23 protein-coding genes are annotated in these 24,078 nt (G+C 64.1%); 6 read left to right on the forward strand and 17 right to left on the reverse strand.

From position 1 onward, the window contains the following. Positions 1 to 49 precede the first annotated feature (49 nt). Genes AC1C2O_RS10110 through AC1C2O_RS10120 form a run of 3 tightly spaced genes read left to right on the forward strand, consistent with a single transcriptional unit; the run spans position 50 to position 3,545 of the window. Positions 50 to 313, forward strand: a complete 264-nt coding sequence (locus AC1C2O_RS10110) for a glutaredoxin family protein (protein WP_495430301.1) — start codon at positions 50 to 52, stop codon at positions 311 to 313. Between the two features lie 42 nt (positions 314 to 355). After that, positions 356 to 1,777: an MFS transporter gene (locus AC1C2O_RS10115; protein WP_495430303.1), complete on the forward strand. Its 1,422-nt coding sequence runs from the start codon at positions 356 to 358 to the stop codon at positions 1,775 to 1,777. Between the two features lie 28 nt (positions 1,778 to 1,805). Beyond that, complete coding sequence (locus AC1C2O_RS10120; protein ID WP_495430304.1) at positions 1,806 to 3,545, forward strand: aldehyde dehydrogenase family protein; 1,740 nt, start codon at positions 1,806 to 1,808, stop codon at positions 3,543 to 3,545. Between the two features lie 24 nt (positions 3,546 to 3,569). Here the strand turns inward: AC1C2O_RS10120 and pip are convergent, their stop codons facing one another. Together pip and ypfJ are read right to left on the reverse strand one after the other, a co-directional pair. Beyond that, positions 3,570 to 4,535 carry a prolyl aminopeptidase gene (pip, locus tag AC1C2O_RS10125; RefSeq protein WP_495431720.1) on the reverse strand — a complete coding sequence of 322 codons (966 nt, stop codon included), beginning with the start codon at positions 4,533 to 4,535 and terminating at the stop codon, positions 3,570 to 3,572. An 88-nt stretch (positions 4,536 to 4,623) separates the two neighbouring features. Then, positions 4,624 to 5,493 (reverse strand): KPN_02809 family neutral zinc metallopeptidase, encoded by an 870-nt coding sequence (gene ypfJ, locus AC1C2O_RS10130; RefSeq protein WP_495430305.1) that lies wholly within the window; start codon positions 5,491 to 5,493, stop codon positions 4,624 to 4,626. A gap of 57 nt (positions 5,494 to 5,550) precedes the next feature. On the opposite strand from ypfJ, the gene AC1C2O_RS10135 reads away from it, so the two are divergent. Further along, the gene (locus AC1C2O_RS10135) at positions 5,551 to 6,540 is read left to right on the forward strand and encodes a malate dehydrogenase (protein ID WP_495430306.1); all 990 of its coding nucleotides are present in this window, start codon (positions 5,551 to 5,553) and stop codon (positions 6,538 to 6,540) included. A 54-nt stretch (positions 6,541 to 6,594) separates the two neighbouring features. After that, complete coding sequence (locus tag AC1C2O_RS10140; RefSeq protein ID WP_495430307.1) at positions 6,595 to 7,062, forward strand: recombinase family protein; 468 nt, start codon at positions 6,595 to 6,597, stop codon at positions 7,060 to 7,062. A 10-nt stretch (positions 7,063 to 7,072) separates the two neighbouring features. On the opposite strand, the gene AC1C2O_RS10145 is transcribed toward AC1C2O_RS10140, so the two are convergent. From AC1C2O_RS10145 to AC1C2O_RS10170, 6 genes are all read right to left on the reverse strand, one after another. Further along, positions 7,073 to 7,753, reverse strand: coding sequence for a hypothetical protein (locus AC1C2O_RS10145; protein WP_495431721.1), 681 nt, complete (start codon positions 7,751 to 7,753; stop codon positions 7,073 to 7,075). 168 nt (positions 7,754 to 7,921) lie between these two features. Continuing rightward, positions 7,922 to 8,302: a hypothetical protein gene (locus AC1C2O_RS10150; RefSeq protein WP_495430308.1), complete on the reverse strand. Its 381-nt coding sequence runs from the start codon at positions 8,300 to 8,302 to the stop codon at positions 7,922 to 7,924. 20 nt (positions 8,303 to 8,322) lie between these two features. Beyond that, positions 8,323 to 8,877 (reverse strand): DNA/RNA non-specific endonuclease, encoded by a 555-nt coding sequence (locus AC1C2O_RS10155; protein ID WP_495430309.1) that lies wholly within the window; start codon positions 8,875 to 8,877, stop codon positions 8,323 to 8,325. A 65-nt stretch (positions 8,878 to 8,942) separates the two neighbouring features. Beyond that, positions 8,943 to 9,617: a WXG100-like domain-containing protein gene (locus AC1C2O_RS10160; protein ID WP_495430310.1), complete on the reverse strand. Its 675-nt coding sequence runs from the start codon at positions 9,615 to 9,617 to the stop codon at positions 8,943 to 8,945. A gap of 121 nt (positions 9,618 to 9,738) precedes the next feature. After that, on the reverse strand, positions 9,739 to 10,374 hold the full coding sequence (locus tag AC1C2O_RS10165; RefSeq protein ID WP_495430311.1) for a hypothetical protein: 636 nt from the start codon (positions 10,372 to 10,374) through the stop codon (positions 9,739 to 9,741). Between the two features lie 3 nt (positions 10,375 to 10,377). Next, entirely contained in the window at positions 10,378 to 11,079 is a 702-nt protein-coding gene (locus tag AC1C2O_RS10170; protein WP_495431722.1) for a WXG100-like domain-containing protein, read from the reverse strand. Positions 11,080 to 11,299: 220 nt separating this feature from the next. Here AC1C2O_RS10170 and AC1C2O_RS10175 point away from each other — a divergent pair, with 220 nt between their 5' ends. Continuing rightward, positions 11,300 to 12,640 (forward strand): DUF222 domain-containing protein, encoded by a 1,341-nt coding sequence (locus AC1C2O_RS10175; RefSeq protein ID WP_495430312.1) that lies wholly within the window; start codon positions 11,300 to 11,302, stop codon positions 12,638 to 12,640. Positions 12,641 to 12,676: 36 nt separating this feature from the next. On the opposite strand, the gene AC1C2O_RS10180 is transcribed toward AC1C2O_RS10175, so the two are convergent. The 9 genes from AC1C2O_RS10180 to AC1C2O_RS10220 form a co-directional block, all read right to left on the reverse strand. Continuing rightward, positions 12,677 to 13,540: a hypothetical protein gene (locus AC1C2O_RS10180; RefSeq protein WP_495430313.1), complete on the reverse strand. Its 864-nt coding sequence runs from the start codon at positions 13,538 to 13,540 to the stop codon at positions 12,677 to 12,679. Beyond that, entirely contained in the window at positions 13,537 to 14,196 is a 660-nt protein-coding gene (locus tag AC1C2O_RS10185; protein ID WP_495430314.1) for a hypothetical protein, read from the reverse strand. Before AC1C2O_RS10185 ends, AC1C2O_RS10180 begins: the two co-directional genes overlap by 4 nt. Next, a complete protein-coding gene (locus AC1C2O_RS10190; protein ID WP_495430315.1) occupies positions 14,193 to 14,891 on the reverse strand; it encodes a hypothetical protein in 699 nt (232 codons plus the stop codon). Before AC1C2O_RS10190 ends, AC1C2O_RS10185 begins: the two co-directional genes overlap by 4 nt. 59 nt (positions 14,892 to 14,950) lie before the next feature. Next, the gene (locus AC1C2O_RS10195; protein ID WP_495430316.1) at positions 14,951 to 15,649 is read right to left on the reverse strand and encodes a hypothetical protein; all 699 of its coding nucleotides are present in this window, start codon (positions 15,647 to 15,649) and stop codon (positions 14,951 to 14,953) included. 82 nt (positions 15,650 to 15,731) lie between these two features. Beyond that, a complete protein-coding gene (locus AC1C2O_RS10200; RefSeq protein ID WP_495430317.1) occupies positions 15,732 to 17,435 on the reverse strand; it encodes an ABC transporter substrate-binding protein in 1,704 nt (567 codons plus the stop codon). A gap of 10 nt (positions 17,436 to 17,445) precedes the next feature. Further along, positions 17,446 to 17,667, reverse strand: a complete 222-nt coding sequence (locus tag AC1C2O_RS10205; RefSeq protein WP_495430318.1) for a hypothetical protein — start codon at positions 17,665 to 17,667, stop codon at positions 17,446 to 17,448. 98 nt (positions 17,668 to 17,765) lie between these two features. After that, positions 17,766 to 18,059 (reverse strand): WXG100 family type VII secretion target, encoded by a 294-nt coding sequence (locus tag AC1C2O_RS10210; RefSeq protein WP_495430319.1) that lies wholly within the window; start codon positions 18,057 to 18,059, stop codon positions 17,766 to 17,768. A 104-nt stretch (positions 18,060 to 18,163) separates the two neighbouring features. Beyond that, on the reverse strand, positions 18,164 to 22,678 hold the full coding sequence (locus AC1C2O_RS10215; RefSeq protein ID WP_495430320.1) for a type VII secretion EssC family protein: 4,515 nt from the start codon (positions 22,676 to 22,678) through the stop codon (positions 18,164 to 18,166). A 52-nt stretch (positions 22,679 to 22,730) separates the two neighbouring features. Continuing rightward, a complete protein-coding gene (locus AC1C2O_RS10220; protein WP_495430321.1) occupies positions 22,731 to 24,077 on the reverse strand; it encodes an RDD family protein in 1,347 nt (448 codons plus the stop codon). Position 24,078: the final 1 nt, after the last annotated feature.

Below are 24,078 nucleotides of genomic sequence, written 5' to 3' on the forward strand. Positions count from 1 at the left end.
TGACAGCACTTTCGACGCCCGGTCTGCTGGGCCGACATATCCTGGATATATGACTTCTCCTGCCTCTGACACCATCACGTTGTTCGGCGCCGACTGGTGCCGTGACTGCATCCGCACCAAGAAGCAGCTCGACGAGCTCGGTGTCGAGTACACCTACGTGGACCTGGTTGCTGAGCCGGCCGCCGCTGACATCGCCAAGGAGATCTCCGGGCGCATGAACATCCCGGTCATCGTGTACCCGGATGCTTCGCATCACGTCGAACCTTCGAACGACGACGTCGAGTCGCGGCTTCGCGAGCTCGCGCTGATCTGAGCAGGCTGATCTGACCCGGCTCCGCGCCGCTACACTGGCGCGATGAGCACTGGCGCTCGGCCCGAACGAGCATCCTCCCGCCTGTCTCCGCGCACGATCGTGAATTATGCGATCGGCTCGCTGGGCACCGGCGGTTACGCGACCCTTCCCGGGCTTGTCCTGACGTACTTTCTCACCGACAATCTGGGTGTCGCCGCCCTCGCCGCTGGACTCATTGTCACCTCCGCGAAGGTGTGGGACGTCGTCATCGATCCGCTGATCGGGGCGGCATCCGATCGCCAACTCGCACGCACCGGCTCTCGCCGCGGATTCATGGTGACCGGCGCACTCACACTGCCGGTCTTCTTCGCGCTGACGTTCGCCGTGCCGCCGTCCTGGGGCCCTGCCGCGAGTGCGACCTGCGTGCTGCTGGCATTCCTCGGCACCGCGACTGCGTTCAGCCTTTTCCAGGTGCCATATGTCGCGCTGCCGGCCGAACTCACCCGCAGCTACGACGAGCGCACCCGCCTGCTCGGCTGGCGCGTGGTCGTGCTCACCGCCGCGATTCTGCTGTTCGGGGCGGGCGGGCCCATGCTCCGCCGCGCCACTGGCGATCCGGTCACCGGCTATCTGCTGATGGGCATCGTCGCCGGCGTCGTGATCGGGATCGGGATGCTGCTCGCAAGTCGCACAGCGACGGATGCCGCAGCCGCGGCCGGTTCGACTCCTGAGCCTGCCGAGGGATCAATAGTCGTAGCGTCCAGCCTTCGCGACCAGTACCTCTCTGGGTTCCGGGCGCTGCGCCGCAGCATCCCGTTCCGCGCGTTGCTCGGCACCTTTCTGCTGCAGGCCCTCGCCACCGGCACGATGCTCGCCGGTGCGCAGTACGTCGCAAGCTGGGTTCTTCGCGATGAGGCCGCGGTCGAGCTGCTGTTCGTCGCGCTTGTCGGCCCTGCGCTTCTCGCGACGCCAGGCTGGACGGCAATCGCGAACAGGATCGGCAAGGAGCGAGCGTTCTTCGGTGCCAGCATCCTTTTCCTGGTTGCCTCCGCGACGATCACCATCGCGGTCTGGGCTCCTGGCGAATGGATATACGCCTCAGTGGCCGTGGCCGGTATCGCGTACGCCGGCCTGCAGTCGTTGCCTATGGCGATGCTGCCGGATGTGATCTCGCACGACGAGCGGACGAGCGGCCCAGGCCAGGCAGGCACCTTCACCGGGATCTGGACAGCCGGCGAGACCATCGGATTCGCACTGGGTGCCACCACCGTCGCACTCGTGCTTGCCGCAACAGGCTATGTCTCCAGCGTCGCCGGCCTCGACCTCACCGGCGCCGCAACTGTGCAACCGGACGCCGCGATCGCAGGCATCGTGCTCAGCTTCAGCATCGTGCCAGCCGTCCTGATGTCGCTGAGTCTCATTCCTCTCCTCCGGTACCCCCTGCGCCGGCACGATATCGAGACCGCGGCAAACCAGCCCGCATAGGCTGGAAACCCGCCTGAAGGAGATCCTGATGACCTCAGCAACCGCTGCCGCGACCGGTCTGACTGACACCGATCGCGCACGCCTCGATACCGCAATCGACGAGCTCGAGACGGGCTCGCTCACCTGGTCTGCTCTCGGCGTCGGCCAGCGCGCGACGCTGCTGCGCGCTGTTCGCACGGCAGTCGCCGCCTCCGCTGAGGAGTGGGCGCACACCGCGGCAATGTCCAAGGGGTTGAACGGCAGCCATCCCTTGCGGGGCGAGGAGTGGCTGGCAGGGCCCTACAGCGTGCTGGGAGCGCTCGACGCATACATCGAGACGCTTTCTCGCCTGTCCGAAGGACGCAATCCGCTCGAGGGAATCCAGCTCGGTCGCGCACCGGGCGGCCGAACGGTCGTGCACGCGTTCCCGCTGACCGGCATCGACAAGGTGCTGCTCTCTGGCTTCACCGGCGAGGTGTGGCTCACGCCTGGCACGACGCCGCGATCGGCGCGCGCGGGGGCAGGCCTCGCCCAGCGCACTCCCGCAAACGCCGGCGGTGTCGGCCTGGTGCTCGGTGCAGGCAATGTCACCTCGATCCCCGTGCTCGATGTGCTCTACGAACTGCTCGCACACAATCGCACCGTACTTCTGAAGGTGAACCCGACGCAGGATGCTCTGGTGCCGGTCTTCGAACACGCCCTGGCCGCACTGATCGAGCCAGGCTTTCTACGGATCGTGCGTGGCGACGGCGAGACCGGCGCCTACCTCACGGCTCACAAGAAGCTGGTCCATGTGCACATCACTGGGTCGGCAGCGACCTTCGACACGATCGTGTGGGGCACAGGCGCGGCAGGCAAGCGCCGCCGCCGCGAGAACCGACCGCAGCTGAAGACGCCGATCACCGCAGAACTCGGCGGCGTTTCGCCCATCATCGTGGTCCCCGGCGAGTGGACGGAGGCCGACCTCACGTTCCAGGCAGAGCACATCGCGACGATGCGACTGCAGAACTGCGGCCACAATTGCATCGCCGGTCAGGTCGTGATCATGTCGTCCGATTGGGCTCAGCGCGATGCGTTCCGTGTGGCACTGCGTCGCGCCTATGCGAAAGCCCCGGAGCGTCCGGCCTGGTATCCGGGCTCCGTCGACCGGATGCAGCAGGCAAGCGATGACTACCCCGACGCCCTTGTGCTTGGCGATCGCCTGCTCGTCGAGATCGGCGATGGCGACGACGCGAGCGCGCTGCAGAGCACCGAGTACTTCGCTCCCGTGCTCGGCGTTGTCGAGATCACCGGCACCGGTCAGGAGTTCTTGGATGCCGCCGTCGCCTACGCGAACGACGAACTCCAGGGCACGCTCGGCGCAAACCTGCTGATCGACCCGACCACGCAGCAGTCCCTCGGCACGGGATTCGAACGAGCGATCGCTGACCTGCGCTACGGCTCGATCGCGATCAACGCTTGGACCGCATTCGGCTTCATCACACCGACGTTGACGTGGGGCGCATTCCCCGGAAACACGATCGACGACGTCGGCAGCGGACTCGGCGTCGTGCACAATGCCCTGCTCCTCGACAACGTGGAGCGGTCGGTCGTGCGCGGCCCATTCCGTCCGTTCCCGCGCTCGCTTCCTGTCGCGAACGGCGGCGGACGCTTCACGATCCTGCCGACGCCACCATGGTTTGTCACTGCACGCACCGGAGCGGTCGTGTGTGAGGGCCTGACGCGTTACCGCGCGAGTGGCAACGTCCTGGGTCTGGCGAAGACGCTGTTCCAGGCACTTCGCGCCTGAGCCGATTACGCGGGCCGGCGCGGATCAGTCGTCGGCGAAAAGATCGGTTGCGTCGCGCAGCGCGCTCTGGATGCCGGGTTCGGATGCCGCGTGCCCAGCGTCATCGACAACGACGAACTCCGCCTCCGGCCAGGCTCGGTGCAGATCCCACGCGGTCATCATCGGCGTGCAGACGTCGTAACGCCCCTGCACGATCACCGCGGGGATGTGCCGGATCGCGTCTACCCCGTCCAGCAGCTGTCCCTCGGTCCACCAGCCACGGTTCACGAAGAAGTGGCTCTCGATGCGGGCGAATGCCACCGCCGTGGCATCTTCGGTCATCTCCGCGACCTTGTCTGCATCCGGTCGCAGTGTGATGGTGGAGCCTTCCCACGTCGACCACGCCTTCGCGGCCGGAACGTGAACGGCAGGGTTCGGATCGAACAGTAAGCGGTGATAGGCCTCGATCATGTGGTTGCGCTCGAGAATCGGAATCGGCGCGACGAAGTCTTCCCACAGGTCGGGAAAGAGTGCACCCGCTCCGCCCTCGTAAAACCATTCCAGCTCCATGCGGCGGAGGGTGAAGATGCCGCGCAAAATCAGCTCGGTCACCGCATCCGGATGCGCCTGTGCGTAGGCGAGCGCGAGTGCACTCCCCCACGAGCCACCGAAGACCTGCCACTTTTCGATGCCAAGGTTCTTACGCAGCAGTTCGAGATCGGCGATCAGATGCGCGGTGGTGTTGAAACGAAGATCAGCTTCTGGCTCGCTCGCGTGCGGCTTGCTGTTGCCGCAGCCACGCTGATCGAAAAGCACGATCCGGTACTTCTCCGGGTCGAAGAACTGTCGATGCCACGGGGCGGTGCCGCCGCCGGGACCGCCGTGCAGGAATACGACCGGCTTCCCGTCAGGATTGCCGCTGACCTCCCACGCGATGCGCTGTCCGTCGCCGACGAGAAGCATCCCGCTGTCGTACGGCTCGATCGGTGGATAAAGCGCATCCAGATTCATATTCAACCCCCGATGAATAAGATTTGCCGCCACATGGCGGTCTCTTCACCGTACCGCGCAGCACCCGCCGACTGCGGGAGGAGAGACGCTATCCGAGCTGGTCTGCGCTGATCGTGAAGGTGTCGCAGCTGCCGAGCCCGTTCTCGTAGCCGCTTGCGAACCACCTCTGACGCTGGTCGCTCGAACCGTGCGTCCAGGACTCGGGGTTGTTGAAGCCGGACTGCTCCTGGATGTGGTCATCGCCGACGGCAAAGGCCGCGTTCAACGCGTCCTCGATCTGGGCCTCGGTCGGTGTCTCCAGGTAGTTCCGGCCCTCCGGATCAGTCTGGCTTGCCGCATCGGCAAGCCAGGCGCCCGCGTAGCAATCGGCCTGAAGCTCAGTGCGCACACTGTTGCTGGCGGGCCCAGTGCCGTTGTTCGGGTAGGCGTCCATCGTGCCGGTGATGCTCTGGATGTGATGGCCCCACTCGTGGCCCACGATGTAGAGCTGCGCCAGTTCGCCAGCGGATGCGTCGAACTGCTGACGCATGATCTGGAAGAAGTCCGGGTCGATGTACACGCCCTGCTCCGGAGGGCAGTAAAACGGACCGACCGAGTTCGACGCCGTGCCGCACTGCGTCGACGTTTGACCATGGAAAACGTACAGTTGCGGCGGCGTGTAGCCCTCGACATGCTGCGCCCAATATTCGTCGAGCATCAGCTGGGCGCCCGCCATGCGGCAGTCGTCCTGTGTGTTGGCATCCTCGCCGCTCTCGCAGGCGAGCACCGTGCTCTCGTCAGATCCCGATCCGGGGTCTTGGGTGCCGCCGACGAGCCCCGACAGGTCGATGCCGAGCAAAGGACCGGCGACCAGCGCGATGAGGGCGAGCAGTCCGATACCGCCGCCAGCGACCGCGGCTGTGCGCCCGGGACGACGAGTCTTGTGGCCCGAGATATCGGCGTCAGGATTGAACGTCATGCGATGAGATTACCGCGCACTCTGTGCTTGAGTGACCCCCAGTCGTAGGCTCGAATCATGTCGACCACAATCACGATCACAGGTGCGGGCGGGCAGATCGGGTATGCACTGCTGTTTCGCATCGCCGCAGGGGCACTGCTCGGCCCTGACGAGAAGGTGCGGCTACGGCTGCTCGAGATCCCCCAGGGCCTCAAGGCTGCAGAGGGTGCGGCCCTCGAACTGCAGGATGGCGCATTCGATCTGCTCGAGCACGTCGAGGTGACGGACGACGCCGCCACCGGCTTCGACGGGGCAAACCTCGCACTGTTGGTCGGTGCTAGGCCACGCGGGCCCGGTATGGAACGTGCTGATCTGCTGGCGGCCAACGCCGGAATCTTCGGCCCCCAGGGCAAGGCGATCGCCGACAACGCTGCGGCCGATGTGCGCGTCACTGTGGTCGGCAACCCGGCGAACACGAATGCGCTGATCGCCGCGGCATCCGCTGACGGGCTGCCCTCCGAGCGCTTCACGGCCCTGACGCGTCTCGATGAGAACCGTGCCCGCGCTCAGCTCGCCCTGGCACTGGATGCACCGGTCTCGAGCATCCGACGCCTACCCATCTGGGGAAATCATTCCGCGACGCAGTTCCCTGATGTCTCGCACGCGACCGTCGATGGGCGGCCGGCTCTCGAGGCGCTCGCGGAGCATGTCGGTGATGTCTCGGCGTGGCTGGAGCAGACCTTCATCCCGCGGATCGCGAAGCGCGGTGCAGAGATCATCGAAGTGCGCGGTTCTTCTTCCGTGGCATCCGCCGCGAACGCGACGATCGAGCACACCCGCGATTGGGTGCAAGGGACGGATGACTGGACCAGCGCAGGCGTCGTCTCACACGGTGAGTACGGCGTTCCGGAGGGGCTCATGTCATCGTTCCCGGTGCGCTCGATCGACGGCGAGTGGCAGATCGTCGAAGGCCTCGAATTGGATGCGTGGGCGCGAGCGCGAGTGGATGCCTCCGTCGCTGAGCTCGTCGAGGAACGCGAGGCGGTGCGGGGGCTCGGGGTTCTCTGAGCCAGTACCGCGCACGCTCGAGAACAGGGCAGAATGGATGCTGGAGGTGCGCCGATGAGTGATTCGACTGATCTGACGACCGTATCCGGACATCACGAGCCATTGACAAGCCCGCTGCATCTGCCGCACCAGGCGACCCAGTGCTCGAAGTGCTTCACCCAGCTTCAGCACGACCACGACTGGTGGCACGCACGCCCCACTGGATCGCGCTTGGTCGGGCTGGTCGTCTCACGCGATGGGATGCCGTCGGTCGTGCAGCAGCGCGACGACCTGACCCGCTTCGGTGTCCCGATCGAAGGGTTCCGGCATCCGGCACCCGAGATCCTGGAGAGCTGGAGCGACCGTCTGGCACGTTTCATCCCCACGCTGAAGAAGGGTGATGTGCTCGTCGTCACGAACGTGCACGCGCTGGGCCGCGACCGTGACGAAGAGACCCGTACGATCACGGATCTGCGTCAGCGCGGGATCATGGTGAAGGTACTCAGCACCGACTCACGCCACCTCGCCGACGCGATGCGCTGAGCAGAGCATCTCAGTCGCCGTCGGAATCGCTCTGATTTCGCAGTGCCTCATCGTCGAGTAGAGGAAGGTCCGCGCGGGTGACAACCTGCGTGGTCACCGCATACTCGACCAGGCGGGCACGACGGTTGGTCGCCAGCTTGCCCGGGCCGCCACGAAGACCCTGTACTCCCATGCGGTCAAGCTTGTCGCAGACGTTGTCGAGCTTGCGGTTGAACTTACTCATCGTCCACCCGAGACGCTCGGCAGCGACGCTCGACGACGGCAGCTCGTTGATGCTCACGCCTTCACGGCGCAGCATCGGCTCGGCAAGGGCGACCATGAGCTGCTTCTGCAATGGCGTAAAACTGGCCGGCATGACCGTCTCTTCGCCGCTCATTGACGCTTCCACCTGGCGGGACACCTCATACGGGGCCTGCTCGGTGTGCAGGCTCAGCTCATAGGTGACGGGGCCAGCAGTAAACACGATCACGCTGCGCTCGAAGACAAGCGGCATCCGTGCGCCCGGCGAGAGCCACGACTGGACCGCGCCGCCGGCGCTGGAGACCGTGGCCGCGATACGCACGCCGATGTTCGCCAGCCACCACAGGCCATCGCGGTGCTGCAGCTCCAGGAAATGGCGGTGCAGGTAGGGGTTGTCGTCGATCTCGAGGTCACCCTCGCGTCCGATAATGAACGGTTTCTCTGTAGGCAGGTCGTGCCATTCACCGGCGAACTCAAGGCGAAGCGGTGCGACATGGTTCGCATCCCTCGCCCTGGCGGCCTCTTCAGGCTCCGAAGCAGGATTCAGTTCATTCACGTAGCGAGCCCCCTCGGGAACATCCTGCCATGGAGGGGGCGGTGGCGCTGGATCGCGGTGCGGTCAGTCGAACTTTGGGCGCAATTCCTCGCAGACCTCGTCGAAATTGCGCGGCGTGACCTTCCAGCGTTTCTCGTCAGTGTCCTCGAATATCACGTTGTAACGTCCGGATACACGGTCGAACTGAACGAGAATCTTCACCGGCAACGTCTCATCCGGTTTGTAGTAGCTGTCCGTATACGCCTTTACCGCCGGTGCGACCGCCCACGGGTCTGAAGCCACGGCAGTGATGACACCGTCAGGAGAATACGTGTACCCATGAGCCTCGTTGAACTCCCCTTCGGGGAACTCGAGGATCATCGCGAAGGAGTCCCAACCACCGCTGTCGCCCTTCATGTTCTCGATCAGCGCTCGAATGACATCGGCTACGACGTTGTCTGGCATGACGTTTCCTTTGGGTCGATTCAAAGCTGGTCAATCCGGTCAAACGTCTGATCAGCGATGTTGGCGAAGCTCGGGTCGCGGACTTGAAGGATTCGGCCTGTAACTGGGTCGGACACCACATACACGACCTGAAATCTATCAGGTCGTATTGCCCCGGGCGGATCGACTGAGATGCGGTAGTCGACCCGGCAGCCCTCGGCAACGGAATCGGCCCACTCACTCTCCATCTTCTTCCACGCGCCCCGGTTGAGGTTGGCGATCTGTGGCACGATTCCTTCATCCGCGGTGTCCCCGAAGAAGCGATGCGCGCCAAGGTGCCCACCGTCGTCGCCTGGGTTGCCGAGATGGCCGACCGCGGTTGCATTGTCGCCGCGCGTCGTACCGCCGAAGTCCGCAAGGATCGTGCCCTCTTCCTGGACGGGCCGCTTCGAGTCGGGATCCCAGTACGTCGTCTTGGTGTTCGGGCTTCGCGGAGTGACGGTGCTGTTGAGATTGTCAGTGTCGCGTACCTTCTTCACCACGGCGTCGAGGTGTTCGGTGATCTTGTCGGCAAGCCGTGGAAGCTTGTCATCCATGTGGCGAGCGGCATCAGCACCCGCTTGCTTCAGTTGCCGTATCGCGGCTCTCGCTCCTGCGCTCATCAGGCGTCCCCTCCGAAATCGAGTGCGGAGAATTCCGAGAAGAACGTCGACGTCAACGTCTGAATATCCGCACCGTGCAGCTTCATCTCCGACTGCGCATCCTCCAACGCCTGCAGATCCGCGTAAAACTCATCCGAATCGCCCACAGAACTTTCCACCATCGGCGCATCCAAGATCGCATCAAGCACCGCAGGCAATTGCTCGGCCATCGGCTCAATCGCCATCGGCAGAAGCTGATTCAGCAACTGCTCCACTGCGATGTCCACCGCCGCATTCAGCAGCTTCTTCTTGATCAGCAGCATCGGACCCGCGCCCACCGCAGTGATCGGATTCGTCAACATCGCAACCAATGTGACCAACGTTGTCGTCACATCGACGATGACCTTCATCTTCAGCGCGAAGATCGCGTCTGCCCCGATATCCATCGCCGTCGACGCCGGCGGCATAATATCGATCAGTTTCTGCAGGTTCTGCGAACGATTCGTGTTCCATGCGCTCATCGTCGCGGGGCCCGTGTGACCCTTCATCGCACCGCCAAGGTCCCCATTGACCTTGCGATCCACAGCCTGAATCACTGTTTCCAAATCCGAACCAAAGGTGCGCACCAGGACAGCGCCCTGGCGCACCTCGTCCTCGTCGATATCCGGCCATTCAAAACCCAGCTTCTCCAACACCCAGACAAGCTCGTTCGGCAACATCATTCCCACGATCGCACCTCCTGGATCGACTGTATGATCCGGGCGCAGGCACCACCATGGGTAGCGCTTCCCACATAGCGGTGTCCGTGCACGCCGCTCACTCTCCGGGGTAATCGATCTCGATACTCGCGAAGCGCGTGTCTGGGATCAGGTTGATCTCGACCGTCGCACCATTGAGAGAGCCGGGTTCCAGTCCGAATCGTTCCTCGATCTCGGCGTGACTGAGACCTGTCAGATCGTTTGCCTCGCTAGCAGGAGCGAGGAATCTCGTGTCTCCTTGGCTCGTTTTGCCGTACTTGTCTGGGTCGTCCTGCCCGATCGCATCTTCATACAGCTCTTCGACGAACTGCCCCGGCACCTTCTTCGGCACGTCCTTGATCTCGTCGAGGACGTCGCCGGGGAGCGCACGAACGTCCTTGCCCAGCGACAGTCCGAGATCACGGGCAGAGTTGTAGTCCGGGTTGCGGTGTCGCGGCTCGTGTCCGAACGACTCGCGACCGCGTGTGACATCCTCGACGATTTTGTACTTCTTCGCGTGCGACGTGGACGGTTCAGCGCGGTGCTGCGGAGTGCTGTCGCGTCCGCGACGGTCCACGCCACGAATGCGGTCGGCATCTGCCCGGTGCTTTCCGCCGCGTTTGCGAAACGCACCCGCGAAACCCTGTTTGAACTCGCGCCCTGCGCCATCCACGGCATCCACGAGGTCTCGCATCAGCGTCTTCATCGATGACATCGTTCACTCCCCTGAGATCTGTAGGTTGGCGAGGTCTGCGAGCAGTCGATCCGTCAGATCCTCGACATCGGCGGCGTGCGCATCCATGTCGTCGGCTGCCTGGTCGAGAGCTACGAGATCCGCGTAAAACTCGTCCGCGTCGCCAACTGCGCCCTCTACGACGGGAGCGTCCAGCATCGCCAACACCAACCCCGGCACCTGTTCCGCGAGGGGTTCGATCGCCAGCGGCAGCACCTGGTTGATGACCTGCTCGAGCGTCGCCTCCATCGCCATCGAGAAGAGCTTCTTGCGTGCCAGGATCAGCACAGCGGCGCCGCCCAGCCCGAACGGCCCTGCGGCCAGCAACGGGATCAACTGGGCGAGAGTGACCGTGACGTCGATGATCACCTTCATCTTCAACGCGAGCACGATATCCGCGGCGAGGTCGATACCGGTGGCTGCGGGTCCGAGAATATCGAGCAGCTGTTGAACATTCTCGGAGCGGTTGCGATTCCACCCGGTCACATGTGCGGTGCCGGTCTGTCCGACCATAGCGGCACCGAGGTCGCCGTTGATGCGACGATCGGCTGCCTGCACCAGCGTCTCCATGTCGTCGCGGTAAACGCGCACGAGACCGGCGGCCTTCCACACCTCATCTTCATCGATGTCAGGCCATTCGAGCCCCATCTTGTCCATCACCCAGATGAGCTCGTTCGGCAGCATCATTCCCACGGCAACCACCTCCGGCTATGACGCTACCGAGGGGCGAGTGCAGAGGCGATGGGGAGATCAGCCCATCACGCTGGTATTTTCCCTTCAGTAATCGTTTAAAGATTCTAAGGTGGAATATCTTCTCGCTTCGGATCAAACCCTTCAATCTCAGGATATTTCCACTGTTTTAGAACAAATCTTCGATACTGACTCGATTTTGCGATAAGCTGAAGACATGTCAAAGCTGACCGTTCTGCACCAGGCGCTCTCTCGCCTTGATGAAGTGTGGGCAGACGCCAGCGAGGCAAATGACCTTTCGAGGGAACAGCTCATCGCGGTCACGAACGCGGTCGGCCTGTTGCAGCGTCGGTTGGATGCTGTGCATGTCGATGTGGCGGCGGGGATTGCGAGCGAGTCACGTCCTGAGCTCGGCGCCGACTCTCTGGCGAAGCAGCAGGGATTCCGTTCGGCGTCAAAGCTGATCGCGGCGGCGACTGGCGTGTCGACTGGGGACGCGTCGCGTCTGATCAAGGTGGGCGAGGCAACCGCGATCCGCACGGATCTGCTGGGCTCGCGCCTGCCTGCGAAGTACCCGCTTGTGCGGGAGGCGATGGAGGCCGGGACGCTCAGCGCGCAGGCGGCGGCGTTGATCATCGCAGTGCTGGAGCGGTGCCGGATCGCGGCCGGGCTGGAGCAGACGTCCGAGGGCGAGCAACTGTTGGTTGACGCTGCACCGGGACTCGCGCTCGATGAGGTGCGCCGACTCGTGGTGCGCGTGGAGGCATGGCTGGATCCAGACGGTATGGAACCGCGTGAGGATGAGCAGCGCGGCAGACGTTCGCTGACGTTCCACGAGCGTGGCGGGCGGTTGCACTTCGACGGGGACTTCGACGTCGAGACCGGTGCGCCGATCGTGGCCGCGCTCCGCGGTTACGTGTCCGCCGCGTTCGCCGCCCGCAAAAACGCCCCCGATCCGGATGCTCCGGATGCCGACCGCCGTACTGTCGCGATGTTGCAGGCCGACGCGCTCGCCCTGTTCTGCTCTCACGTCCTCGGTTGCACATCGCGCACCCCTGTTGCCGGAGCGACGGTCATCGTCCGCATCAACTATGCAGACCTCGTAAACGGCACCGGGTCGGCGACCATCGACGGCATCGACCAGCCCGTCAGCGCAGGCGCCGCACGGCGAATGGCCGCAGGCGCCGGCGTGATCCCGCTCGTCCTCGGTGGCGACAGCGAAATCCTCGACTGGGGCAGACACAAACGCCTCTTCACAAAAGCACAACGCCTCGCGCTCGTAGAACGCGACGACGGATGCGCGATGTGCAACCTCCCACCCGAGATGACCAAAGCACACCACCTGCGATGGTGGAAACGCGATCAGGGACGAACGGACCTCTCCAACGGGATCCTCCTGTGCGAGACCTGCCACCACCGCATCCATGACAACGGCTGGGAAATCCGCATCGACGGGTCGGGTATCACCGCAGGGGTCTGGTTCATCCCGCCCGCCTACGTCGACCCCGCACGCACCCCACGCTTAGGCGGCCGCGCACGATTCGACATCGCGGCCTGACTGTCCGCGACACACTCTCGATCGCCGGGAGCGTGGTCAGCGCGGCGGTTCTCCAGGCACGAAGTAGCGCAGCGGCGATAGGCCAGTGCGCACGACGGCCTCGCCAGCGGCATCGAGGAACTCGTTCATTGTCGCCACGCTGAGTGTGCCTGCCGGATCCGCGATGATCACATTGTCAACGACTGGCAGCAGCGTCGCGGTGCCCTTCGGCCAGGTCGCGAACGTGGTGGTGACACCGGTCTCGAGGACCTGAATCTTGGGGTCGGCGAGGTGAACATCGGGACGCTGGAGCGCCACGGTCTGCGCCTCGTACGCACGCACGCCGAACAAACGGAGTACGCGCTGGATGCGCATCTCGAGCGCCGGGAAACGCTCGAGCCACGGGAACGGTGCCCAGGCGCCGTCATCAAGGACGATGGGGTGAGCGCTCACCAACGGACCACCCGCGTCATACAGTTCCTCAGCCAGGTCTAGAACGCGTGCGATGCCGGCCTCGTCGTCGGCTCCTGCGATCACAAGTCGGTCACGCGACAGCGCGAACACGACCGGGGCGCCCTGAAGCGCCACCGCTGCGGCACGCGTGCGATCGATCAGCACTGCCGAAGCCAGCACTTCATCGTTGATGACGATCGTGCCCGCCACGACGTCGGGCAGTGCGCCCGCCGTTGCTACGGCCGCAGCCACCGCATCGCTGAACGGGCGTGACCATTCCTCTGCCTGCCCCCGAGTGACCGCCGCGCGAATGTCGCCTGCATCCAGTCCGACGAAGATCTCGCCGCCGACATACTCCACCCGAGGATGGGCGTCGCCCGGAGCCGTGATCGACAGCACTCCGAGCTCGCTCGCACCGTAGATGCGTGGCACCACGTTCACGTCGACGTTCCCAAATGCACCTGTCATGAGTCCTGCCCCTCTTCGTCCACCCTTGCCAGGGTATCTGCCGTCACAGACGCCTCCCGACGTGCGAACTCGACCACTTCCGCCCACGACCAGCTGAGGTCCAATCGCGGTATCTTCTTCGCAGGTCGGCGCGTTGACACCCAACCGCTCGGAACCACGTGCACGGCGATCATTGTCTTCGGGGCCGGTAATGGTTCGCCGTGAACGACCAGGACCACCGCACAGTCGCCGAATTCCCACCAGTCAGCTCGTCTGACTCCTGTGCGCACCAGCTCCGACACATATCGCCCACTCTGACCGGGCTCAGGGGCAAGATCGATCGCGATCGGATTGCCCTGCCTGTACGAGCATGAACTCCGAACATCGATCCAAAGCTCGTTGGCTCGATCACGCAGCTTTTGTCGTTCGGATGCATCCCCGTCACGCTGAAGTGGCTCCCAGGACAGCGGCACGATCCACGCCGCACCTTTCGACAGAAGAGGTACGTTGTTCGCGAGCCACTGATCAGTGCGGTCCAGCGTCAGTCCGGGGGCCGTCAGTCGAGCTTCGACGGCGCGAATGATCACTTCCCCGCTCACGATGAGCTTCTCCCCGCTGAATGAAATCACGGCGCCAGTACGGACCGAGTCAGGAGCAAAGGCCGTTTCGAGACTCATGGTCGCGTCGGCATGCTTTGGCTCGTTCCGGGCCAAAGTCCGGGGTTATAGTCATCGCCGCCGTTGGGTATGACGTTGCCATCGTTGTCCAAGATGGCCCCTACTCCGGTGGCGCTTCCAGGAATGTCAATCACTGCCTCTGGAACCCCCGTCGGCAGGTAGCCTCCCGGAATCCACTGGGCGTTCGCGCCGCCTTCGTTGCCGGAAGGCATGCGGATGTTGGCGAGTTCGGACGGATCAAAGTGACGGATTTCCAAGGGAAGCGGGTTGCCGTCCGCATCGAAGAAGTCACTTGGCTGCATCCCGAGCCGATCCGCAAGTTCAAAGGGATTTCCACCCGTCTCGTCAAGAATCTCCTGCAGCTGCGAGGTGGGGAACACGTAGGTGCTTCCCCCATTGCCTGGGCCCCATTTGTGCAGAGAGTCTGAGAAGTAGATCCGGCTCGCGCCGTCTTCAAATTGGGCGAGGTGATTTCGGATGTAGTCGTCGTCGAGGTACTCGCTCGGGTCGGGACGGTCGCCCTTGCCCCAGCTTTCGACCTGGTTCGGATTCCAGCCGGAATCCGTGTTCCAGCCATCCCGCAGCTCCTGCGGCACGCCGGTGTTGTCAAGATCAGTGACGTCGCTGTTGTTGCGCTTGTGCGCATTACCGTGCTTGCGGAACATCTCCGCGAGCTGCCGCACGTGAATCGGCATGCCATCAAGCGAATGCTTAATGGCATCGGCGATCTCTGAACCAGGACCCCTACCCATACTCAGTCTCCCCCGATGTTGAGCGTGGCGAGATCTGCCATCAGCCGCTCCGTCAAAGTCTCGATATCGGAGGCGTGCATTTCCATGTCACCCTCCGCTTGTTCCAAAGCCTGCAGATCGGCATAGAACTCATCCGGGTCACCCGCGACGGCCTCGACGATCGGCGATTCCAGCGCCGCCATGATGGCCGCCGGAAGATGCTCAGCCAATGGCTCGACCACCATCGGGAGCACCTGATTCAATGCCTGCTCCACCGCGATATCAACCGCCGCATTCAACAGCTTCTTCTTGATCAGCAGCATCGGACCCGCGCCCACCGCCGTGATTGGATTCGTCAACATCGCCACCAACGTGATCATCGTCGTCGTCACATCCACGATGACCTTCATCTTCAAACCGAAGATCACATCAGACGCGATATCGACGCCCGTCGGTACGGGACCCAGCAGATCCAGCAGCTTCTGCAGATTCTGCGAACGGTTCGTATTCCACGCGCTCACATACGCGGGACCCGCCTGGCCACGCATCGCCATCGCAAGATCCCCGTTGACCTTCCGGTCCATCACTTGAATCTTCGACTCCAGCTCACCGTGGAACGCGCGAACCATCTCGCCGCCTCGACGTAGCTCGTCCTCGTCGATGTCCGGCCACTCGAACCCCAGCTTCTCCATTACCCAGATCAGCTCATTCGGCAACATCATTCCCACAGCAAAACCTCCAGAGGAGACTCTACGGGTCGCGACCGCTGCCTCGCGATGGGGAGAACAACCCACAGCGTCCGGTTCACGGCACGACCGCCCACTGCACGGAGCCGTACGTCAACGGAGCCGCCGCGCCGTTGCGTGATGTGACGCCGGTCACGTCGCGATCGCTGATCGTCACCCGCGGATTCGCCGCGATCGGAAGTGCGATGGCGGCACGCACAATCGTCGCCTCAATCTGCGCACGAAGATCTCGTGCTTCGTAGATATCAGTGGTCTGGGCGAGCTGAGTGATCAGGGCGTCACGCTCCGGATCCGCGTGGCGAGTGATGGATGCGTCACCCTGACTGCCCCACTGCGCAGCGATCTGCCCTGGCGTCTGCGGGATCGGCACTCGGGCGATCACTGCATCCCACCCGCGCTGTACGAGCGCGCCGTCGAAGTCATCGCTGCCGCAGTCGACCACGCTCCAGCCGAATTCGCCTGCGGCATCCCGAAGCGCCGCGAACGCCCCGACCGCGAACTCGCTCCGCCGGTCGTACAGCACGCAGACATGTGTTCTTGGAGCGAGACCGGCAGCTTCCCGCTCCAGCGCCGGGTCGTCTCCAGGATCGCCGAGCGTCTCGGCGAATCCGGAGTCGGCGCTCACGATGTCGTGGGCGCGAGAGCCGGGCGCCGACACCATCGATGTGGTGACGGCGTACGCAGCGGCCCATTCACCGGCACCGCGCTCCACCATCGAACTCGCCGGTACCGCGTGGATGAACGCGGTTCGCGCCTGCTGCTCAGTGAAGACACCAGCAGGATTCAACAGCATCGCCCACACCGTTCCGTCATGCGTTGTATCAACAGTGAAATCCTTGCGCTCAAGCTCGACGATCGGCGCCCGATTGGCCGCGATCGGAGCCACTTGCGCAGCATCCAGCTGGTCGCCGATCGTGGCGATCGGGTCGTCGCCCGGTGGCACGAGATCGATGCGGGCGACCTGAGGCGTCACGAGACCCTGGTACGACGGGTTCGGCACCAGCGTCACACTCTGTCCTGCTTCGCTGCGATCTGCCCCTTCAACCAGGAATGGTCCGCTGGAAAGCATCAGATCCGCGGGAAGTTCCCCCTGGTCGGAGAGCTCGAAGCCTTCGTTCCAGACCTTGGCGATCGCCTCGAGCGCGGTCGGATCCCGCTCTTGAATCGCCCGGATGACCGCCTGCTTCGCCTCCATGTCGTCGTCCATGTTGAAAGCGAGCCGACCGACGACGTGCGCGGGCACCGGCACCGTGACCGCCTGCTGCCACTCGATAATCGGCCGCGGAAACGTCACCTGAATCGCGCGTGCGAACTCATCAACGATAGGGATCGCGAGCTCGGGATCCGGCCCGGCATCCGCTGTCTCGCTTTGGTCACTGAGGTCGAAGTATCCGGATGCCCCGGCCCAGCCCAGCAGCAGATCTGCCGCGTCGAGAGGGATGTCATCCGACCACGACGGCTCGGCGAGGTCAAATCGCACCGTGAACGGGTCGTCACTGACGATCGTGACCGCGCCGAAGCCTTCGTCGGGAACGAACTCGCCGTCGATCACGTCTCCGAAGTCGCCTCGGATCGTCTCGGCGATATCGACATTGCCTGACGTGGGGGATGCGGCGGCGTTGGTCGATGTGAACTCGCCCGTCCACCCCACGGTGATCGCCGAACCGGGCACGACCGATTCCGGCATCGCCGGCGCGCATGCTGCCAGGCTCACCGCAAGGAGGGCGACAAGCGGTACCGCGATGCGGCGGCGCATCCTCATGACGTCACCGTCACACGAAGTCGGCGCTGTCGTCGCCTTCAGCCAGCTCGCGGAAGCGCTCGCTCTCTTCGCTCTCCAGCCACGCGCGCGCGTGCTCCAACAGCACCGCCGGCGAATCCTGTGCCTCTTCAGCAGTAGCGAAGGGCCCGATCGTGTCCTCGGAAGGGCGCTCATCCGCACGCTGGACCGACTGGGTCGACAGGTTGTACCAGTAGCTCTGCGTTCCGCTCATGTTCCCGATTCTATTCGCCGTTTAATGTGCGTCTCAGGCAAAAACAGAGGTCGTGGCGTCAGTCCCCCCGACGCCACGACCTCCGAAAGTGCAATGACTCAGGCGCCGCCGGCCATGCTCGAGTCGGTGTCGCGGATCTGGTCCGCCATCTGGTCGAGTGCCTGCGCCATATCGTTCACGGCCTCCGCAGCATCGTCGAGCGAGCTCGTGAGCTCCGAGTACGACGTGTTGTACGCCACCGAAGCGTTCTCGGTCTTGAACCCGTCCTGGACGAGGTCCTCAATGACGCCCTGCAGTTCCTTCAGCGTGTCGGTGACGGTGGTACGTCCGTCACGAAGGCGCTGAGCCGCGCTTTCCATCTCGCTGTATGTTGCACCAAAATCTGCTGCCATGAGAGCCGCCTCCAAGTTTCGTCTTCTTCAGGCCGCTCGGCCTCTTACAACGAGGTTAGCCAAGGTTCTCGATCTGGCATACGGGGAGCGGTACCCATGTACCTCTACCCATGAGCCGGCGCATCAGGCACGAACGGGATCTGCATCGTGACAGCTTTACCCGCCTGTACGAAGATGCCACGACCGACGGGAAAGTCCGATCGCTTGACGCGGCCGAACGGAGATTTGAAGATCGATTCCCCGTCGTAGGTGTCTGGCTTGAGCACGATGCCCTGCCTTCCGGTCTTCCACTCCCCCATCACACCGATGCTGCCGCTGGCACGACTGATCTCGGCCTCGCCGATCAGCAGATGGTCGCTGTTGTTCATCGCCTGCAGCAGTGCCCGCATCGGGCGGTCAGCCGCACCGTCGGCCAGGTGCGGCATGTCCTCGATGACGATCATGATTCGGCCATCGGGCGAATCGCTTACGACCAGTTCTGCGAGCTCTGTGGCGAGGTCCTTCTCGTCCTCGGCGCGCGTCGCGCTGCGCACCCACGGACGGAAGTCCTTGAGCTCCGAGCGACGGCTGCCGAAGTGATACATCCGCACGTTCGGGTTGAAGCGCTCCATGGCAATGATGAGCGCCTTCAACGTGTTCGTCCTGCCGGATGCCGGGGGACCCGAGATCACGAACGAGCCGATCGGCTCGAAGCCGTGAGGTGCGAGTGTGTCGTCGGCGACGCCGAACACCGGCATCCCGCCTACCTGTGCCGGCATCTCGGTCACCGGAACCATAGTCGGAAGTGCGCCGATCTCCGGCAGATCACGCACGCCCTCCTCGCGAAGACGGTCAGCGAGCACAGCGAGCGCCTTGGTCTGTTCGACCACGTTCATCGTGCCGCCCAGTACCGCGATCTGCGCCTCATGCCCGTCGATGACCGACCGACCGGGCGCGGATTGCTCGTCAAGGATGTCCCGCGGCGCGTTCAGCAGCATGTATTGGCTCGGATCTCCCATCCGCAGCACGACGCGACGCGAGATGTTCGCCGCGACCGCGCTCGGCACCGCGTTGCCGCGGTCGGCGGTGATCACCGTGTGCACGCCCAGTGTGCGTCCCTCGCCGAGGATGCGCATGAAGATGCGGTAGAACGGCGCACGGCCCGGCGCGAACTCCCAGTCCTTCTTGAACTCGGGGAAGTTGTCGATCAGCAGCAGGATGCGCGCCATGTTCGGATCGACGAGTTCCCGGTATTCCTGGACGGATGCCGCGCTGGCCGCCGAGAACGACGCGGAACGGCGATCCATCTCCCGATCCAGTGTGCGCAGCAGTCGCTGGATGCGCTCGACGTCTGCGCTGTCCACGACAGAGCCGACATGCGGAAGTACGGCAAGCGCACCCAACGCACCCGAGGCGAAGTCAAGGCAGTAGACCTGCACGCGGCCACGATCCGGCCGCATGCCTGCGGCTGTGCCGATCGTCTTCAGCAGGGTCGATTTACCTGAACCGGAGGTGCCGTAGATCACCAGTGAGCCATCGCGGTCAGGGGCGAACACCGCCGGCTGCTGCAACTGCTTCTCGGGCACGTCCACCAGCGCGAGCGGAATGCGAGTGTCACCATCATTTGGCAGGTCGTACAGATCCACAAGTGGCGACAGGTCGTCGAGCCATGGGCGGCGGGGCCGGATGAGTCCCCCGACGTCACTGGCGCGGATCAGCGTCGACACGATGCGCTTCTGGTCGTTCGGCCCGAGATCCTCCTCGTGGGAGTCGGACTCGGCTGGGCGGTCGGATTCCCACTCCGCGCTGGAGCCGAAACGCAGCTCGGCCACGCGCACCTCGGCCACCGCGGCATCGTCGTCGGTGGTCCAGCCACCCGCGTACGCCGACTGGAACGGTACAAGCCGGCCAGGGCCAGTCTTCGCGATCGCACGGCCGGGGATCGCTGCGGAGAAGGTCGACGCGATGCCGTCGTCGACGACGTCGCGGGAGTCTGCCTCGTCCGCCATGCGCAGGGCGATGCGCAGGTTGGTGTTCGCGCGCAGGTTGTCTTTGATGACACCGGCTGGTCGCTGGGTCGCCATGATCAAGTGGATGCCAAGAGACCGACCGCGCTGTGCGATGTCGACCACGCCATCGACGAACTCCGGCATCTCGGATGCGAGAGCGGCGAACTCGTCGATCACGAGAACGAGGGCTGGAGGGCACTCCGGATCCTGACGCTTCTCGAGCTCGAGTAGATCCTTCGCCTTCTTGCGATTGAGCAGATGTTCCCGCTGCTGCAGCTCGGCCCGCAAGCTGGTCAGCGCACGGCGCACGAGGTGCGGGCTCAGGTCAGTCACGAGCCCCACGCAGTGCGGCAGCTCCACGCAGTCGGCGAAGGCGGATCCGCCCTTATAGTCAACGAACAAGAACGTGACGCGATCCGGACTGTGCGCCGCAGCCATACCAAGAACCCATGCCTGCAGGAACTCGGATTTTCCCGCGCCGGTCGTGCCGCCGACGAGTGCGTGCGGGCCCTGCGTGCGCAGATCGAGTGCCATCGCGTCGCTCGCCCCTTGGCCGATGATCGCGCGGAGCGTGCCGGACTTCTTCAGCCGAGGCCGAGGTCTCGGCGAGCGATCAACGATGGTGTTGTTCTGCCGCCAGCGCTCGATCACGACCTGCGGGTCGTCCGCGATCGCCGGGTCGACCAGTTGCAGGAACATCACCGAGCTGGGGATATCGGACGCATCGTGCACCACGGTGCTCGCGTCCACCACCGGCGCAAGACGTCGCGCGAGCATGTGCATGTACGCGTTGGAGACACCTTCCACTCGCACATGCTCGAAGTTCTCACCGGTGCGGACCAGGCCCACCTGGGCATCTTCGAGACCCGTTGTGACGTCGATGTAGCTGCGGCACACGGCCGGGAGAGACTCGACTGTGGGCGAGAGGAACACGGCGTGCACGCCGCGATCCGCGCCGCGCTCCAGCACATCCGTGAGTCGCCCACGGTCGACCGGCGCATCACTGGTCACGAAGACGATCACCGACAGCGGTGGAGTGCTCTTGTGATCGGTCGCCGCACGAGCGACATCCGTCCCGTACAGCTGCGGATTCCAGTCCTCCTTGAACGGCCCGCGCGGCTCACCTCCGCCGCCTTCTCCGCCGGCGCGCAGCACGTACTCCTCGAGCATGCTCAGCAACGCGGCACCTGTCGGCGCGGAATCCGCGAGTGCCAAATCCCGGAACGGGCTCTTCTCGCTGGACGTGTGCGGCATCCATTTGAGCCAGTCGAGCTCGGGTGTCCATGCGGAGTCGGCGAATGCGACGGCGACCACATCGTTGGGCGCGTGCAGCCCGAACAACTGGACGGCCATGCCGCGCATCGTGTCTGCCACCGCGGCTTGAGGGCCAGCGATTCCGATCGATCCGGCGTCGGCCATCGTGTCAAAAACCGGTACGTCATCTACGAGCTCGTAGCGCTCGCGCAGTCTGTCGATGCGATCGATGAACTCAGGAAGGCCGTCCGGCTCATCGGCATCGGCGATCATGTTGCGTGCCGGGAGCCTGCAGCTGCCCAGCCTCAGGCCGAGGAAGTTCCAGTGCTCTGGCCGCCTCGTCCACAGCATTGCGCCCAAGCGCATTGCGTGGTCGAAGACCTCGGCGACAGGCGGCGCCTCCGCGTTGCGGGCGCGTTCTTCTTCCGGCTTGCCACGGAAGAAATCCTCTTCGAGCTGTTCATACTGTCGCTCGAACAGGAGGAACTCGTGATTGGTGCTCTTCTTGCTCTGCACCGCCTGATTGATGATGTTGCCGAACGCCATCAGTGGCGTCATCACGATCATCAGGAGCGATCGCGGATTCTCATTAAGGGCGTACAGCGCCATTCCCATCAGGATCGGCGCAACCAGGATCGGCCAGGGGAAGATCTTGCCGATCTTCTCGGTGGGCAGACGCGGAGACTTGAACCGCGTCCCCGGGTAGCGCACCTCGACACGAGGGCTGCGGTTGAAATGCAGGCCGCCGCCTCGTTCGATGATCGGCTCCTCAGCCGCCGAGCCGTCAAAGGATCGCGCAAGGCGCAGGACGAGCGTGGTGCCGCCGATCACGAACGGCTCACCCTCTTCAACCCGCACGCGCTGCACCGCGACGCCGTCCACCAGCACGCCGTTCGCGGAGTTCAGGTCGACGACTTCGATGTGCGTACCGACTTCGAGTCGGGCATGACGCTTGGAGACCATCGGGTCGAGGAGCACAACATCGTTGTCCGCGTCCCGCCCTACGAACACGTGCCCGGCTGCGATGGCGAACTCCTGACCTTCGAGAGTTCCTGCGGTGGCGCGCAGTACGCCGACGGTGTCGCCTCTTCCGGTGGACGCGTAGTTCGGGCCGTAATTGACGATGGATGCCGCGAAGCCGGAGCCGATCGGTGCTTCGCCGATTGGGATGTCCGGTTGAAGGGGAATGAGCCGCTCACCGGCAGGGGGTGCGACAGCGAGTGTGAGCACGTCACCCTCGGCGACAGGTGTCGACCGGGTCGGATCCGCCTCGGCGACTTGACGGGCCACGTCAGCGGTGGTGGCCGTCGAATCCGTCGTGATCACGATATCGACGGGCTCGCCCGCCTGACGGTGCAAGGTCAGCTTCAGTCGCATTCGTGTTCCTCAGTCCTGCTCAACTCGCCAGCGATCATGTGCTCGCCCTCGCTCATATCCGAATCACGGCCGCCGTACGGTCGCCGATCCGAATCAGGTCGCCGTCCGTCGTCATGACCTGCGAACCAGCAACGACAACGTACTCGACACCGTCTCGGATCAGTCCCGACCCGTTTGTGGATCCGCAGTCGGCGATCTCAAGTCCACCGTCGACGGGGCGCACCAGCAGATGGGTCTTCGACAACGACCTGCTGTCATCTGCCAGCGCGATCGGTCGTGCCCCAAAGTACTGCGCCGGATCCGGGTTGCGCCCAAGAAGGACGGGTTCGGATATCAGGATGCTCTCACCCGTATCGAGGCGCAGCCCGAAGCGTGCCGCCGGGGCGGACTCCGGCATGGGCACTGGGGCAGGCACGGGCACTGGGGCGGGGGTCGGGTCGGGCGCTGGGGCAGGCGCCGGAGCGGGGGTCGGGTCGGGAAGCGGCGCGTCCAGGTGAACGCCAGACGCCACAGTCTGCGGCTCCGCTCCGGCGGCGGGCGTGCCGTCAGAGATCCGGTATCCGCCGAGCACCGGCTTGCCCGCCTCACCTGGGCCGGCCTCCGCAGGCGGGACCGTCTGCGGGAGACCAATAACCGGACGCTCACGCGCCTCGTAGGGACGCGCAACACCGATCACGCCGGCGCTGACGCGGTTGCCTGGGCGATATTCGGGCTGCGCCGCCGGATCCACCGGGGTGGCAAGGGAAGGTAGCGCCGATCGCTCTGGAGCCGGCTCAGCCTTCACCATCTTGCGTGCGACACGCATCCGCTTTTCGTCGTAGGGTTGCAGCCCCTTACGTACGTCCACCAGCCAGACGTTCGTTGCCTTGTCGTGCCATCCGCGACCGCGACGCTGTGGGTCGAGCGTCGGAGAGATCAGGAACAACACGAGGCCAAACAGCGGCACCAGGCTCGCGGCTGCGACGATGAGGAAACGAAGTAGCACCGCGCCGAAGCCAGGACGCTCGAGCGTGCGCACATTCACGCTTCGGATGCCGGCGATGGCCTTGCCGATCGTCAGCCCCTTGGTTCCGTGGAGGGCCAGCTGCACGATGCTGAACACGAGGGTGAGAAGTACCGTGACGCCCGCCGTCACGACAGCGAGTACGAAACTCGGATGATTGATGAACCCGTAGGACGAGATCGATCCGGTTGCGAGTTTGAACAGTAGTGGCATCGCGCCGAGCCAGAGCGGCAGCTGCAAAAGCAGCCAGAACGCAACATCGCATGTCAGGGCGAGTGCACGGCGCCCGAACGGAGCACGCAGCAGGCCGAGCGCGGCGGCATATGCGGGATCCGGTCGCCCATCGGCGTCGAGTCCCTCAACCGTCTGCTTCTTCTCGTCGATCTCCCAGATCATG

Source organism: Microbacterium sp. Y355, assembly GCF_059445345.1.